General features: G+C 66.7%; 8 protein-coding genes. 5 read left to right on the top strand and 3 right to left on the bottom strand.

What is annotated here, in order from left to right:
* Positions 1-72: 72 nt before the first annotated feature.
* Positions 73-1,356 carry a citrate synthase gene (locus AB0873_RS19180; RefSeq protein ID WP_155332397.1) on the top strand — a complete coding sequence of 428 codons (1,284 nt, stop codon included), beginning with the start codon at positions 73-75 and terminating at the stop codon, positions 1,354-1,356.
* A gap of 171 nt (positions 1,357-1,527) precedes the next feature.
* Here the strand turns inward: AB0873_RS19180 and AB0873_RS19175 are convergent, their stop codons facing one another.
* A complete protein-coding gene (locus tag AB0873_RS19175) occupies positions 1,528-2,919 on the bottom strand; it encodes a glycosyltransferase family 4 protein (RefSeq protein WP_366601034.1) in 1,392 nt (463 codons plus the stop codon).
* Between the two features lie 333 nt (positions 2,920-3,252).
* Between AB0873_RS19175 and glgX the strand changes: the two genes are divergently transcribed.
* The 4 genes from glgX (at position 3,253) to AB0873_RS19155 (ending at position 12,298) form a co-directional block, all read left to right on the top strand.
* Positions 3,253-5,370, top strand: coding sequence for a glycogen debranching protein GlgX (glgX, locus tag AB0873_RS19170; protein ID WP_366601033.1), 2,118 nt, complete (start codon positions 3,253-3,255; stop codon positions 5,368-5,370).
* Positions 5,370-7,700 (top strand): malto-oligosyltrehalose synthase, encoded by a 2,331-nt coding sequence (gene treY, locus AB0873_RS19165; RefSeq protein ID WP_366601032.1) that lies wholly within the window; start codon positions 5,370-5,372, stop codon positions 7,698-7,700. The genes glgX and treY overlap by 1 nt, the downstream gene beginning before the upstream one ends.
* Positions 7,697-9,430, top strand: coding sequence for a malto-oligosyltrehalose trehalohydrolase (treZ, locus tag AB0873_RS19160; protein WP_366601031.1), 1,734 nt, complete (start codon positions 7,697-7,699; stop codon positions 9,428-9,430). The genes treY and treZ overlap by 4 nt, the downstream gene beginning before the upstream one ends.
* Before the next feature lie 666 nt (positions 9,431-10,096).
* Positions 10,097-12,298: a tetratricopeptide repeat protein gene (locus tag AB0873_RS19155; protein ID WP_366601030.1), complete on the top strand. Its 2,202-nt coding sequence runs from the start codon at positions 10,097-10,099 to the stop codon at positions 12,296-12,298.
* A gap of 303 nt (positions 12,299-12,601) precedes the next feature.
* Here the strand turns inward: AB0873_RS19155 and AB0873_RS19150 are convergent, their stop codons facing one another.
* Both AB0873_RS19150 and AB0873_RS19145 read right to left on the bottom strand, forming a co-directional pair.
* Positions 12,602-14,626 carry an AAA family ATPase gene (locus tag AB0873_RS19150; RefSeq protein WP_366601029.1) on the bottom strand — a complete coding sequence of 675 codons (2,025 nt, stop codon included), beginning with the start codon at positions 14,624-14,626 and terminating at the stop codon, positions 12,602-12,604.
* A gap of 255 nt (positions 14,627-14,881) precedes the next feature.
* On the bottom strand, positions 14,882-15,097 hold the full coding sequence (locus AB0873_RS19145) for a GntR family transcriptional regulator (protein WP_366601028.1): 216 nt from the start codon (positions 15,095-15,097) through the stop codon (positions 14,882-14,884).
* Positions 15,098-15,229 lie beyond the last annotated feature (132 nt).

Raw genomic sequence — 15,229 nt, 5'->3', positions numbered from 1 at the left:
GTCCCGCGAACCGCGAATACGGTAGAAGCGAAGGCAATTCAGCGAAGATCTGCCGGCGAAGCGAGGAACCACATGACGGAAGTCAAGCTCGATCACCCCGGTGGGCAGCTCTCGATGCCGGTGCACCCCGCGGTCGAGGGCCCCTCCGGAATGCGCGTGGGCAATCTGCTCAAGGAAACCGGGCTGACGACGTACGACCCCGGTTTCGTGAACACGGCAGCGTGCTCCTCCGCGATCACCTACATCGACGGCGACGCGGGGATCCTGCGTTACCGCGGCTACCCGATCGAGCAGCTGGCCGAGAAGTCCTCCTTCCTGGAGGTCTCGTACCTGCTGATCTACGGCGAGCTGCCCACCCAGCAGCAGCTCACCGAGTTCTCCGAGCGGATCCGGCGGCACTCCCTGCTGCACGAGGAGATGCGTCGGTTCTTCGACGGCTTTCCCCGCGACGCGCACCCGATGGCCGTGCTCTCCTCGGCGGTCAGCGCGATCTCGACCTTCTACCAGGACAGCCTCGACCCGTTCGACGCCTCCCACGTGGAGATGTCGACGGTCCGGCTGATGGCGAAGGTGCCGACCATCGCGTCGTACGCGTACAAGAAGTCGATCGGCCAGCCGCTGCTGTACCCGGACAACTCCCTCGGGTACGTCGAGAACTTCCTCCGGATGACCTTCGGCGTGCCGGCCGAGCCGTACGAGGTCGACCCGGTCGTGGCGAAGGTGCTGGACCAGCTGTTCATCCTGCACGCCGACCACGAGCAGAACTGCTCCACGTCGACCGTCCGGCTGGTCGGTTCCAGCAACGCCAACCTCTTCGCGTCGGTCTCGGCCGGCGTGAACGCGCTCTTCGGCCCGCTGCACGGCGGCGCCAACCAGGCCGTGCTGGAGATGCTGGAGCGCATCCACGCCGACGGCGGTGACGTCCGCGCCTTCGTGCAGAAGGTCAAGGCCAAGGAGGCCGGCGTCAAGCTGATGGGCTTCGGCCACCGGGTCTACAAGAACTACGACCCGCGCGCCGCGATCGTGAAGAAGGCCGCCCAGGACGTGCTCGGCCGGATGGCCAAGCCGGACCCGCTGCTGGACATCGCGATGGAGCTGGAGGAGATCGCGCTCGCCGACGACTTCTTCGTCTCCCGCCGGCTCTACCCGAACGTGGACTTCTACACCGGCCTGATCTACAAGGCCATGGGCTTCCCGACCAAGATGTTCACGGTGCTCTTCGCGCTGGGCCGGCTCCCGGGCTGGATCGCCCAGTGGCGCGAGATGATCAACGACCCGGAGACCAAGATCGGCCGCCCGCGGCAGGTCTACACCGGCTCCCCCGAGCGCGACTACACCCCGTCCAACGAGCGCTGACCCAACCGCACCCGGAACAGGCCGCCGCCCCTGAGGGGGCGGCGGCCTGTTCCGTCCCGCCCCCACCTCGCAAGCGAGGCGATCGCCGTCGATCATGAAGTTAGCGGGCCCGAACCCGGACAAACCAACCCGCTAACCTCATGATCAACGAGAGCGAAACCTGGGCAACCGTCAGCGGAGGCCGGCGGCGGTCAGGAGGTTGCCCTCGCTGGTGGCGGGGAGGGTGCGGGGGGTTGCCAGGCGCGCCGCCGTGAACGCCGGGGCTTCCGTGATCGCTGAGGCGTACGTCGAGGCGGTGCGGGCGGCGATCTGGGGCCAGCCGTACTGGTCGTGGACCATCTGGCGGGCCTGGCGGGCGAGTTGGCGGGCGTGGTCGCGGTCGGACAGCAGGGCGTGCACGGCGTCGGTCAGGCCGTCCGGGTCCTGCGGGCGGAAGGTCATCCCGGTGACGCCCGGCTCGACGATCTCGGCGAGCCCGCCGGTCGCGGACACGGCGAGGGGCGCCCCGGCGGCGGCGCCCTCCAGGGCCACCATCCCGAACGGCTCGTAGATGCTCGGCACCGCGAAGCAGTCCGACGCCGCCATCACCGCCGGCAGGTCGGTGCCGCCGAGGAAGCCGGGCAGGCTGACCGTGTCGCCGAGGCCGAGCCGTCGCACCTCCGCCTCCAGTTCCCCGCGGTACGGGCCGTCGCCGACGATCACCGCCCGCAGTCCGGGGTGCCGGTCGCACAGCCGGGGGAGGCCGGCGAGGAGGTGCTGGACGCCCTTCTCGTACACGAGCCGGCCGGCGAAGGTGACCAGCGGGCCGTCCCCGGCGAAGCGGGCCCGGGCGCGGGCCACCGCGGCGGCCGGCGCCCGCCAGCGGCGCGGCTCCACGCCGTTGGGCACCACGTCGACGCGGGCGGTCGGCACCCGGAACAGGGTGGTGACCTCCGAGCGCATGTAGCCCGAGCAGGCGATGACCCGGCCAGACTCGGTGGCCAGCCACTGTTCGACACCGTGGATGGTGCGGTTCATCTCCTCGGGCAGCCAGCCCTGGTGCCGGCCCGCCTCGGTGGCGTGGATGGTGGTGACGAGGGGGATGTCCAGGTGCTCGCGCAGGGTCATCGCGGTGTGCGCGACGAGCCAGTCGTGGGCGTGGATGACGTCGTACCCGCCGGTCTCGGCGGCGCGCAGGGCGGCCCGGGTGAGGGTGTGGTTGAACGCCATCGTCCAGGCCAGCAGCGAGCCGGTGGCGAGGGGGAAGGTGACGGGGTCCTCGGCGGCGCGGACGATGCGGACGCCGTCGGCGTACTCCTCCAGGGGTGCGCCGTCGGCGTGACGGGTGACGACGGTGACCTCGTGGCCGGCGGCGGCGAGGGCGACGGACAGGGCGTGGACGTGCCGGCCGAGGCCGCCGACGAGCACCGGCGGGTACTCCCACGACAGCATCAGGATCCGGCGGGTCTGCGGGGGGACGCCCGGGGCCGGCTGGGCCGGGACCTGGGTACGGGAGGTGAGGGTGGGCCGGTGGATCCGGTCCGGGGCGGTGGCGAGCGGCTCGCCGACCCGCAGGGTGGTCACATCAATCTCCGTCCATGCATGGTGGGTCGCGCCGGCGCCGGTGCCGGCAGAGAAGGTGGTGGGGTCGGCCGAGAGGCCGGGGGGAGGCGCGCACCCGCGCGCTCTATCCAAGAAAGCGCATGCGGGCCGATTCCGCACCCGGGAGAAGGGCGACCGTGACGGAAGACACCTGAAGGTTTACCAGGGGTCAGTAGGGTGGATTCCGGTCATCGGCCGAACGGTGGGATTGGTGGCGAATTCTGTGGGGCAATAACCGCGTGCGTGCCAGCGGTCCCGCCGGTGGCCCGCTCATGGTGCGGTGCCGCGCTCATGATCGTGTGCCGAAGGAGCGACATGCAGGTCTGGCCGGGTGAGCGTTACCCCCTCGGGGCCACCTACGACGGGATGGGCACCAACTTCGCGATCTTCTCGGAGGTCGCGGAGAAGGTCGAGCTCTGCCTCTTCGACGAGTGGGACATCGGCACCGAACGCCGGGTCGAGCTGCGCGAGGTCGACGCGTACGTGTGGCACGCGTACGTGCCGGGGATCGAGCCGGGCCAGCGGTACGGCTACCGCGTCCACGGCCCGTACGACCCGGCGAACGGGCTGCGCTGCAACCCGCACAAGCTGCTGATCGACCCGTACGCGAAGGCGATCGACGGCGACGTCGAGTGGAACCCGGCGGTGTACGACTACGAGCTGGGCAACCCGGACACCCGCAACGACACCGACTCGGCGCCGTTCATGCCGAAGTCGGTGGTGGTGAACCCGTACTTCGACTGGGGCAACGACAAGCCGCCGCGCACCCCGTACCACCACTCCGTGGTCTACGAGGCGCACGTGCGCGGCCTGACCATGCGCCACCCGGACGTCCCGGAGGAGCTGCGCGGCACGTACGCGGGCATCGCCTCCCCGGCGATGATCGAGCACCTGCGGAAGCTCGGGGTGACCGCGATCGAGCTGATGCCGGTGCACCAGTTCGTGCACGACCACCGGCTGGCCGACCTGGGCCTGCGCAACTACTGGGGTTACAACACGATCGGCTTCTTCGCCCCGCACCACGGCTACTCGGCGCTGGGCCGCCTCGGCCAGCAGGTGCAGGAGTTCCGCGGCATGGTGAAGGCGCTGCACGCGGCCGGCATCGAGGTGATCCTCGACGTGGTCTACAACCACACCGCCGAGGGCAACCACCTCGGGCCCACGCTGAGCTTCAAGGGCGTCGACAACGCCAGCTACTACCGCCTGTCCGAGGAGGACCGGCGGTACTACGTCGACTACACCGGCACCGGCAACAGCCTCAACGTGCGCAGCCCGCACTCCCTCCAGCTGATCATGGATTCGCTGCGGTACTGGGTGACCGAGATGCACGTCGACGGTTTCCGCTTCGACCTGGCCGCCACCCTGGCCCGCGAGTTCTACGAGGTCGACCGGCTCTCCACCTTCTTCGAGGTGGTGCAGCAGGACCCGGTGGTTAGCCAGGTGAAGCTGATCGCCGAGCCGTGGGACGTCGGGCCGGGCGGCTACCAGGTCGGCCAGTTCCCACCGGTGTGGACGGAGTGGAACGGCAAGTACCGGGACACCGTCCGCGACTTCTGGCGCGGCGAGCCGGCCACCATCGCCGAGTTCGCGTCCCGCATCTCCGGCTCCGCCGACCTGTACCAGGACGACGGGCGCCGCCCGTTTCACAGCATCAACTTCGTCACCTGCCACGACGGGTTCACCCTCAACGACCTGGTGTCGTACAACGACAAGCACAACGAGGCCAACGGGGAGGAGAACCGGGACGGCGAGAGCCACAACCGCTCGTGGAACTGCGGCGTCGAGGGCGCGACCGACGACCCGGGCATCCTCGGCCTACGGGAGCGCCAAAAACGCAACTTCCTCGCCACGCTGATGCTGTCGCAGGGCGTGCCGATGATCGGCCACGGCGACGAGCTGGGCCGCACCCAGCGGGGCAACAACAACGCGTACTGCCAGGACAGCGAGCTGGCCTGGATCGACTGGGAGCACGCCGACACCGCCCTGCTGGACTTCACCAGAAGGCTGGTCGAGTTCCGCCGCCGGCACCAGGTGTTCCGCCGCCGCCGGTTCTTCACCGGCCTGCCGGTGCGTTCCCGGCTGGTCGACGAGCCGCTGCCCGACCTGGCCTGGTACACCCCCGACGGCCGGGAGATGACCGGCGAGGACTGGGGCAACGACTTCGGCCGGTCGGTGGCGCTGTTCGTCAACGGCGAGGGCATCCGCGAGCGCGGCCAGTACGGCCAGCGCCACGTCGACAGCTCGTTCCTGCTCTGCTTCAACGCCCACGACGCGCCGCTGGACTTCACCATGCCGCCCGCCGAGTTCGGCCAGCGCTGGGAGCTGGTGATCAGTACCGCGGAGCCGGAACCGGAGAAGACGACGACGGTCGAGGCCGGCGACGCGCTGACCGTCCCCGACCGCTCCCTGGTGGTCCTGGAGAGGACGATCTGATGCCCCCCACCCCTCAACCCGGTCCCGCCACGTCGACGAGGGTCGGGTCGACGTACCGCGTGCAGATCCGCCCCGGCTTCGACTTCGACGCCACCGCCGGGCTCGCCGGCTACCTGGCCGACCTCGGCGTCACCCACCTGTACAGCGCGCCGCTGCTCGCCGCCACCCCCGGCTCTCCGCACGGCTACGACGTGGTCGACCACCGCCAGGTCAACCCCGAGCTGGGCGGCGAGGCCGGCCGCCAGCGCCTCCTCCAGGCGCTGCGGGCCGTCGGGCTGGGCCTGGTCGTGGACATCGTGCCCAACCACGCCGGGGTGGCCCGGCCGGCGGCCAACCCGGCCTGGTGGGACGTGCTGCGCCGGGGCCGCGACTCGGCGTACGCCCGCTGGTTCGACATCGACTGGGACCGGGGCCGGCTGCTGCTGCCCGTCCTCGCCGACGACCCGGCGGCCCTTGACGACCTCAAGGTCGTGGACGGGGAGCTGCGCTACCACGAGCACCGCTTCCCGATCGCCGACGGCACCGGCGACGGCACGCCCCGGGAGGTGCACGACCGGCAGCACTACGAGCTGGTGTCGTGGCGGCGCGGCGACAGCGAACTCACGTACCGCCGGTTCTTCGCCGTCGCGGACCTGGCCGGCCTGCGAGTGGAGGACCCGGAGGTCTTCGCCGCCACCCACGAGCTGATCCTGCGGTGGGCGCAGGCCGGGGAGATCGACGGCATCCGCGTCGACCACCCCGACGGGCTGCGCGACCCCACCGGCTACCTGGCCCGGCTCCGCGCCGCCGCGCCCGCCGTGTGGCTGGTCGTGGAGAAGATCCTGGAGTACGGGGAGGAGCTGCCGGACTGGCCGGTCGACGGCACCACCGGCTACGAGGCGCTGTCGGCGGTCTCCGGTCTCTTCGTCGACCCGGACGCCGAGGGGGACTTCACCGCCCTCGACGCCCGGCTCGTCGGCGGGCACACCTCCTGGGAGGACCTCACCCACGACACCAAGCTCGAAGCGGCAACCCGGCTGCTGTCGGCGGAGCTGACCCGGCTCGCCATGCTCGTCCCCGAGCTGGACCGGCACGCCGTGCGGGCGGCGCTCGCCGAACTCGCCGCCGCGTTCGACGTCTACCGCGGCTACCCGCCCGAGGGCGCCCGGCACCTCGCCGCCGCCCGCTCCGAGGCGGGTCGCCGCCGGCCCGACCTCACCGGCGTGCTGGACGCGGTCACCCGCCGGCTGCGCGACCCCGACGACGAGCTGGCGAAACGCTTCCCGCAGCTCACCGGCGCGGTGATGGCCAAGGGCGTGGAGGACACCGCCTTCTACTGGTGGAGCCGCTTCATCGCCCTCAACGAGGTCGGCGGCAGCCCCGCCCACTTCGGCACCCCGCCGGCCGAGTTCCACCGCTTCGCCGCCGCCCGCAACGTGCGCTGGCCGGCGGCGATGACCACCATCTCCACCCACGACACCAAGCGGTCGGAGGACGTCCGCGCCCGCCTGGCCGTCCTGTCGGAGCTGCCGGAGCGCTGGGCCGTCCAGGTCGGGAGCTGGCTGGCCCGGGTGCCGCTGCCCGACCCGGCCTTCGCGCACCTGCTGTGGCAGACCGCCGTCGGCGCCTGGCCCGTCGAGCGCGAGCGCCTCCACGCGTACGCGGAGAAGGCGGCCCGGGAGGCGTCGACCTCGACCAGTTGGGCGGACCCGGACCCGGTGTTCGAGCGGGCGATGCACGACCTGGTCGACGCCCTGTACGACGACGCTGCGCTGAACGCGGAGCTGACCGCCTTCGCCGACCGGATCACCCCGGCCGGCTGGTCCAACTCGCTCGGGCAGAAGCTGGTGCAGCTCGCCATGCCCGGGGTGCCGGACACCTACCAGGGCACCGAGCTGTGGGACAACTCCCTCGTCGACCCGGACAACCGGCGGCCGGTCGACTTCGGCGTACGCAAGGACATGCTAGCCCGGCTCGACGCCGGCTGGCATCCTCCGGTGGACGCGTCCGGGGCGGCGAAGCTGCTCGTGGTGTCGCGGACCCTGCGGCTGCGCCGGGACCGCCCGGAGCTGTTCACCGGCTACCGCCCGGTGCCGGCGCGCGGGCTCGCCGCGCGGCACGTGGTCGCCTTCGACCGGGGCGGTGCGATCGCCGTCGCCACCCGCCTGCCGGTGCGGCTGGCCGCTCGTGGCGGGTGGCGCGGCACCACGTTGCCGATTTCCGTTCACGCTGTTACGGACATGTTCACCGGTCGGGTCTACAGTGGGTCTGAGCTGCTCCTTCATGATCTGCTGAGCACCTATCCCGTCGCCCTCCTCGCTCCCACCTATTCCGTGGAGGCCGCTGCATGACCGAGTTCAGGGTGTGGGCGCCCGAAGCCGCCCGGGTGCGGCTGCGCCTCTTCGGCGAGGCCGACCGCGACATGCGCGCCGCCGCCGGCGGGTGGTGGCGGGTCGAGGTGCCGGGCGCCGGCCCCGGCACCGACTACGCGTTCCTCCTCGACGACGACGATTACGCCCTGCCCGACCCCCGCTCGTCGTGGCAGCCTGACGGCGTCCACGGCCCGAGCCGGGTCTACTCACATGCGGCGTTCCCCTGGACCGACTCCGGCTGGACCGGCCGGCAGCTCCCCGGCAGCGTCCTGTACGAGCTGCACGTCGGCACCTTCACCCCCGAGGGCACCTTCGACGGGGTGATCGCCAAGCTCGACCACCTGGTCGACCTGGGCGTCGACATGATCGAGCTGCTGCCGGTCAACGCCTTCAACGGCGAGCACAACTGGGGCTACGACGGGGTCTGCTGGTACGCGCCGCATCAGCCGTACGGCGGGCCGGACGGCCTCAAACGCCTGGTCGACGCGGCCCACGCCAAGGGGCTGGGGGTGATCCTCGACGTCGTCTACAACCATTTCGGGCCCTCCGGGGCCTACGCGCCGATGTTCGCCCCGTACCTCAGCGAGCAGTCGAACCCGTGGGGCCGCACCGTCAACCTGGACGGGCCGCACAGCGACGGGGTACGCCGCTACATCATCGACTCGGTGCTGATGTGGCTGCGCGACTACCACGTCGACGGCCTGCGCCTGGACGCCGTGCACGCGATGCCGGACTCCCGCGCTGTGCATCTCCTCGAAGAGATGGCGGTCGAGGTGGAGTCGCTGTCGACGCACCTGGGTCGGCCGCTGTCGCTGATCGCCGAGTCCGACCTCAACGACCCGACGCTGATCACGCCGCGCGAGGCCGGCGGGTACGGCCTGCACGCCCAGTGGAACGACGACGCCCACCACGCCCTGCACACGCTGCTGACGGGGGAGCGGCAGGGCTACTACGGCGACTTCGGCTCCCTCGAATGCCTGACCGACGTGCTGACCGGCGGCTTCTTCCACGCGGGCACCTGGTCTTCGTTCCGGCAGCGGCATCACGGGCGGCCGGTGGACCGGCAGCGGGTGCCTGGTCATCGGTTCGTGGCCTACTTGCAGAACCATGACCAGATCGGGAACCGGGCGGTTGGTGATCGTCTCTCGGCTTCCCTGTCGCCTGCGTTGTTGCGGGTGGGGGCGACGTTGCTGATGACGGCGCCGTTCACGCCGATGCTGTTCATGGGGGAGGAGTGGGCGGCTTCCACGCCGTGGCAGTTCTTCACGTCGCACCCGGAGCCGGAGTTGGCTGCTGCTGTGGCCGCTGGTCGTAAGCGTGAGTTCGCTTCGCACGGGTGGGCGTCGTCCGATGTGCCTGATCCGCAGGATCCGGAGACGTTCCTGCGGTCGCGGTTGGACTGGGCGGAGCTGAACAAGCCGGAGCACCGGGAGATGTACGAGTTCTACCGGCGGCTGATCGCGCTTCGGAAGTCGCGCGCCGACCTGGCGGATCCGCGGCTGCACGCGGTGGACGTGCGGCACGGGGACCAGTTCCTGCTGATGCGGCGGGGGGAGACGCTCGTCGTGGCGAACCTGGCTGGGCGCGCGCAGGGGATCTCGCTGCCCGGGGTTGTGCGGAGAGTGCTGCTGGCGACCGGGGACGGGGTCACGGTGATGCGGGACCGAATCGAGCTACCAGCGGAGACAGCGGCCATCGTGGCGCTGTGAGGCGAGACGGTCGCAGCCACCATTGAGACTCGTCCGGTAGGGCGCTCCACCTTGTCTCCCTGGCCCTGGCCCGCTCCACGGTGTGTGGGTCGGCGGCAGACAGTGATGGCAGCTAGTCGCTGACAGGTGGTTGGTGCGCTCTCGGGCCTGGATTGCGGCTTAATGAGCGCGCGTGCCTAGCTGCCGGTCCGACCACGCGCCGTTGGTGACGAGCTGAGCGAGCACGCCGTTGATCGCGGTTCCCTCGGCGAGGTTCTCGCTACGACCACGCCGAGGCGTCCGGGGAAACCGCCCGGTTAGGCGTTCTGCCACCTCGCGGGCTTACACGGCGTTTGGCGTCGACGGGACACTTCAAGTGGCTGCCCTTGCACGCGGCAGCATGATGGAGGAATGACCCGGCATCGTTGGTGGCTTACCGGCGTCGCACTCGCCCTCCTGGCGCTGTCAGCGACGGGCGCGGTGACATGGCTGTGGAGGCCGCTACCCCTGAAGTGGGGTTGGCTGGAACCAGCAAGCTGGGTGATGGCAATTGTCTTCACTCCAGCTGCGTTCGTTATAGCAGTCGTCAATTGGCGTCGGCCCCAAAATCCACCCGAGGCGGGGTCAAAGGTTGGCTTGTCACCACGCCTTCTCCCAGTTTCCTCGTTCAGTGCCGCATGGGCAGGCGTGCATCCGACCATTCGTGTACAAAGCGCTCAACGCATCGGCAATGAAGCAGAGGGTGCGCACGACGCGGCTCCCTTATATATCAAACGAATTATCGACCAGGAGTTGGACGACCGGCTCACGAAAGCGCGAGATCGTGGTCAGGGCTTCGTGATTTTGATCGGGAACTCTTCGGCAGGAAAAACTCGGTCTGCCTACGAAGCGGTCCTGAGGACCTTTTCGGACTGGAACGTATTCTTGCCATCGTCCGCCGAAGACCTCCTTTGGTTCACTCGGCAGCAGGTGAAGAAGCCCACGATCGTCTGGTTGGACGAGTTGCAAAGATTTCTGTCCGGTGGAGGCGGTAACGGCATAGGCAAGGAGGTGCTTCTCGCCCTATGGTCCAAGCGGCAGCCTGTTATCGTTCTGGCAACGATCTGGCCTAGCCGATACCAGCATTATTTATCGCCAAGTGAGCGGCCGGAGGGTTACGCCGCGGAGCGAAAGGATCGCATCGTAGGGGCTTTGCGTCTCGCCGAGCAGATTTACGTTGAAGACGGCTTCGCGGGCTCCGAATTGGCCGCCGCGCGAGCGCTCGCCAAGAGTGATTCCCGGATTGAGATCGCCCTTCAGGACTCTCACTACGGCGTTACCCAGGTGCTCGCAGGAGCGCCCGAGCTGGTTGCCTCGTGGCAGCATGCCGATCCGCATTCAAAGGCAGTAATCACGGCTGCCGTGGACGTGCGTCGCCTAGGAATCGAGGGCAACCTAGCGCCGGCTCTGCTTAAGCGAGCAGCGGGTGTCTACCTTAGTGATGAGGAGATCGCACGGGCTTCGGCAGATTGGTTCGAAAATGCTGTCTCGTACTGTATACAACGGAATCGAGGTGCAACTTCCGCGCTAATTCCAAGACCGGGGGATAGATACGGCAGCGCCGCCAGTTATGAACTGGCAGACTACATCACGTCCTATGGCGCTCGTGTTCGTGCAAATGAGCCGGTACCGGTAGAACTGTGGGGTACTCTGGCAGAGCAGCTTCATGATCCTATAGACCTCCAACAACTCGCTTCCGCCGCAGATATGCGTGACCTTCGGCCCTATGCAGAGCCCATGTACAGAAGGTCCCTTGCTCTCGGCAATGCTGAATCAGGCTTCTGGCTGGGGTTGATGCTTCATGATCAAGGCCGACAGAGGGAAGCAGTCGAGGTACTGAGGCAAGCTGCGAACATGGGCAGCAAGGACGCGATCGAAGCTTTCGCCGATTACGGCCCCGGCGACGAGGCAATCGGAGTGTTGCGACGCCTCCTCGCGGCAGGGGAGACATTGCCGCACTACGATGTGCGATTAACCATTGCACGACTCCTAGATGACGAGGGCCGCCAGGACGAGGCGGAGCAAGAGTATCTGGAGGCGATTGCCGAGAAGCGGAAGAATGCAGTCTTCTACTACGCCCTCCGCCTTGAGGACCGCGGCAACATGCCAGAGGCGTCAGATTGGTATCTGCGAGCCCTAGATGCGGGCGATGTGGCTGCGTCGGAACGGGCTTGCCGCTTGCTGGTGAAGGACAGGCGGTTTCTTGAGGCCAAGGCAATCTATGAGTCAGCCGTGGTCAGAGGCGATGAGCGCGCGCGGGATTGGTGGACGGCAATTTTAGTGGAAGCCGAGCGTCTAGATGAGGCGCTTGCGATGGCTAAATCGAGTGGGTCATACCGACAAGTTGGCAAAGCTCTGGAGCTAGCCGGCAGGGCTGATGAGGCTTTGGCTGTGTATAAGGAGCAGATCGATCGAGGCGATATCTGGGCGCACTACTACAGCGCGGAACTCCTAGAGTCACGCAATCGCTATGAAGAGGCATTTCCACACTGGATCGAAAGCCTTCCGCTCGGTCCGTATCTTGTAGGGTACGCCATCGTCCAGCATTTTGCGCGTATCGGTGACCTCGACGTGGCGCTAACGCTATACCGCTACTACTTCGCCAAAGGCGTCGATGTAATGTCCGATGAGTTATCGGCCGCGCTAATTAGGGCTGATCGCCTGCCGGAGTTGCTGGAGATGGTCGGGAGGTCGGCGATGCGCGGGAACGATGGGGGCCATGTTCACCAACTTTGCCGAATACTCGAGAAGCATGGGTATGAGGAGATCGCTGAAGTCTTGCGGAGGCACGGCTTCACGGCTGAAGGTATTCCAGCGGCACCCCTGCCCTTCCGGCAGCGGCCGACGTAAAGGTATGGTCCGCGAACCTAGCCCCATCGCTTACTTCAACTCCCCGCCTTGCTGCCCAGGAGGTCCAGCACCTGGGGACGGACTCGTAATGCGCAGGTCGGCCGTGCCGGCTGGGTGACGAAGTGAGTGACAACCGGCCCGCACAGCCATGGACGTCTGAAAATGCTGGCGGACTGTCGTCGCAGGCATTGGCAGCCGTCTGGGCGGCTCCCGCGCCCACGATCATTCTTTGGGGACGAACCGGTCAAGCTCCGCCGGTGAGACCGCCGACGGAGCTTGAAATCCTTAGGAGCATCGGAATGGTTAGACGGCGAGCAACCGGAACACGGCTTCGAAGCGGTTTAGGGTTTCGTCATCCACTTGAACGAAAAACTCTTTGAGATCCTTGGTGAGCTGGTGCGCCGGGCCAGCGTGATCAAACTCGCCCCTTGCTACGGTAATGCGCCGCAAAACCGGTTCCTTGGTCTGAGGAAGATCCGCTTCGGTCACCGATGGCAGACCAGAGCGATTGTACAGCCAGAGGTAGTCCTTGACCGTGAAGAGGTCTTCAATGTCTGCGGTAGCGGGCAGGTCAGGGAGCTCCCCGATTACAACAATCCGGCTAGCGTCCACGCCGATGGCATCTGCGGCTGCCCGGATTTTCCGGATGGATTTGGTCGCCTCCGCCCCATCAACCAGTGCCCGAACATCGAGCCGGCGACCCAAGAGGGCAACGAACGCTGGCATATTGCCAACTCCACCAACCGGAACAATGGAGATGCGGGGGTCGAGGCCGGTCCTGCCCTGAGCTACTAGGTGCTCAGACAGTCGAACAAGGAAGACGAAGTCGCTACTTCCCTCCACGGCCAAGTGGGGTCCGAGCCCCAAAAAGAGGTGCTGCGAAACGGAGTACCCCAATGCTGCCTCGACAGGAAGAATGGTGTCTCGGTCCGCCGAAAGGTCGACAGGCGTTATTACGACGCCCAACTCTGGATTCTGCTGCGTGGCTTGGTCATGCACTGCTCGCATGGTCTCGTATCGTGTGGGATCGAGCATGTGTTGGGAGTGCGTGGTGTAGAGCACCTGCTGGTGCGCGCCGAGCTCGTCGACAATGTAGTCGAGGAAATCCCGCTGAGCTTCGCCGTGAAGACTTGTCCCCGGCTCATCAAGGAGGACGACAACTCTGGTTTCAGATTCTTGATAGCGACTGAAGGCCGCCAGGAATGAGAAGAACCATTGAAATCCAGCCGAACGAGTGGAGAAGTTGGTGTCAACGTCGTGGCGAGCGTCGTGAAGTTCGACCTTGAGAACGCGGTGACGGATCTCATGCCCTTGGGGCGAATGTCCCACCACAGGCATGTCAGTGTCGAAGCGGACGGACAACGCGGGATTCTGCCGCCAGTACCTCATTACCTGACTAGTTAGATCGGAACTAGCTGCCTGTAGTTCCGCCTTCCGACTAACGTACTCCTCGTCGAGAAGGTTCTTAGGCTCCTGTCCGGCGAGACTCAGCAGTGCCAGCATCGTTTCGTCGCCGCGCTTAAGCTCGCCCGACTCAACCCGCTCAGCCAGCTCCACCAAGTCACACTCTCCCGCCAAAAGCTCGTAGTTGGAGAAGTAGAAGAACTTTGGTAGGAGCGGAATGATCGCCTTCTCCTGCTCTTCTGTTGTCTGCTCCTCCAAGAGCACGGCATACTTGGCGAGTTCGCCAGGAACCTTTCCTACAGCGGTCGCCCGTGCGGTGCTACCCTCCGCTTTCAAGGTCTTAGCGAGTTCCTTCGCAGTAGCAATTGCGGAGGCCACATCCTCCTTCGTCTCCAGTTCCGCAATGTCTGTGGGGTCTGCGCCTACCGCCTCGCCGGCGATCAAAAGAACCTCAGGAAGCTCGCATTCTAACTCGACTGTAAGCCGGCCGCCGTAAGAACGACTGGCTACAACCTTGGTGCTAGACGGAGGCGTAAAACCCAGGACTGGCTTCAGCGCTTCAATATCAACTGGTTCAAGAGAGAACCGCGCGGCGATCGGATCTACGCGCTCAAGCTTCTCTTTACGGCGGTCTCTCGCGAGCCGACGGCGGGGATATTCGACAGCTAGGTCGAAACTGTCGGGCCTGTTGGCGGGGTTCAGCCTATGGAGGGCCTGCAAGATCGTCGTCTTGCCGGACTCATTCTTGCCGATCAGGCAGGTAACCGCTGGGTCAACCGTCATCGACTGCGGATTGATGAAGTTACGGAACCGTTCAACCTTGATCGACTCAAGCAGCATCTCTAGCCCGTCGCTCTCCCGCTCGGCTGATAGGCACCAGACAGTACCCGGTACCACCGACAAGTCCCTCAGTCGACCGATCATGGTTGGGTGCCTAGTCCGTTACTCTGCCGGCGCGTTTGGGCCGTACCTGGGCCGTCTGGGGCGTGATTGGGCCGTCGAACGCCCGCCAAAGATGACCGACAACAACCGTCATTGCCCAGAGAAACAGCAGGTCAGCCACCATGTGACGGCGGCTGACCTGGTGGGCGACGGACGAGTCGACCTGTACGCTGGATTCAGTGTGCGCGATCTGAGTGCGGCAGTGTAGCTGTACTCGCGGGTGTACCAGGGGTGGTGCTACTCCGCAACGAAGACGCCCACGCCTGGGAGCGTCTCGGTCATGCTTTTGGTCCGTAGCACCTGCATGGCGCGGTCGATCACCGGCTCGGTGACGCCGTAGTGCTCGATCAACTCGCGCCGGCTGGGCAGCTTGGAGCCGGGCGGGAACTCACCGGACGCGATGCGTGCGGCGAGGTCGTCGGCGATCTGCTCGTAGCGGTAACGCGGTGGCACTGTGTTCCCCTCGGTTGGCAACACGAGTACTACCACCTAATACTCCAACGTCACTTGGCTTCGGCGTTGGGCGTGGCGCGGGCATGAAGACGGCCACCGCGTTGATCATCGATGGTTTGTGAGGACAACCGA

The organism is Micromonospora sp. NPDC047707, assembly GCF_040704235.1.
Taxonomy (GTDB): Bacteria; Actinomycetota; Actinomycetes; order Mycobacteriales; family Micromonosporaceae; genus Micromonospora.
The sequence above is the reverse complement of the archived record's forward strand: the minus strand, read 5'-3'. Positions and strand labels throughout refer to the sequence as shown.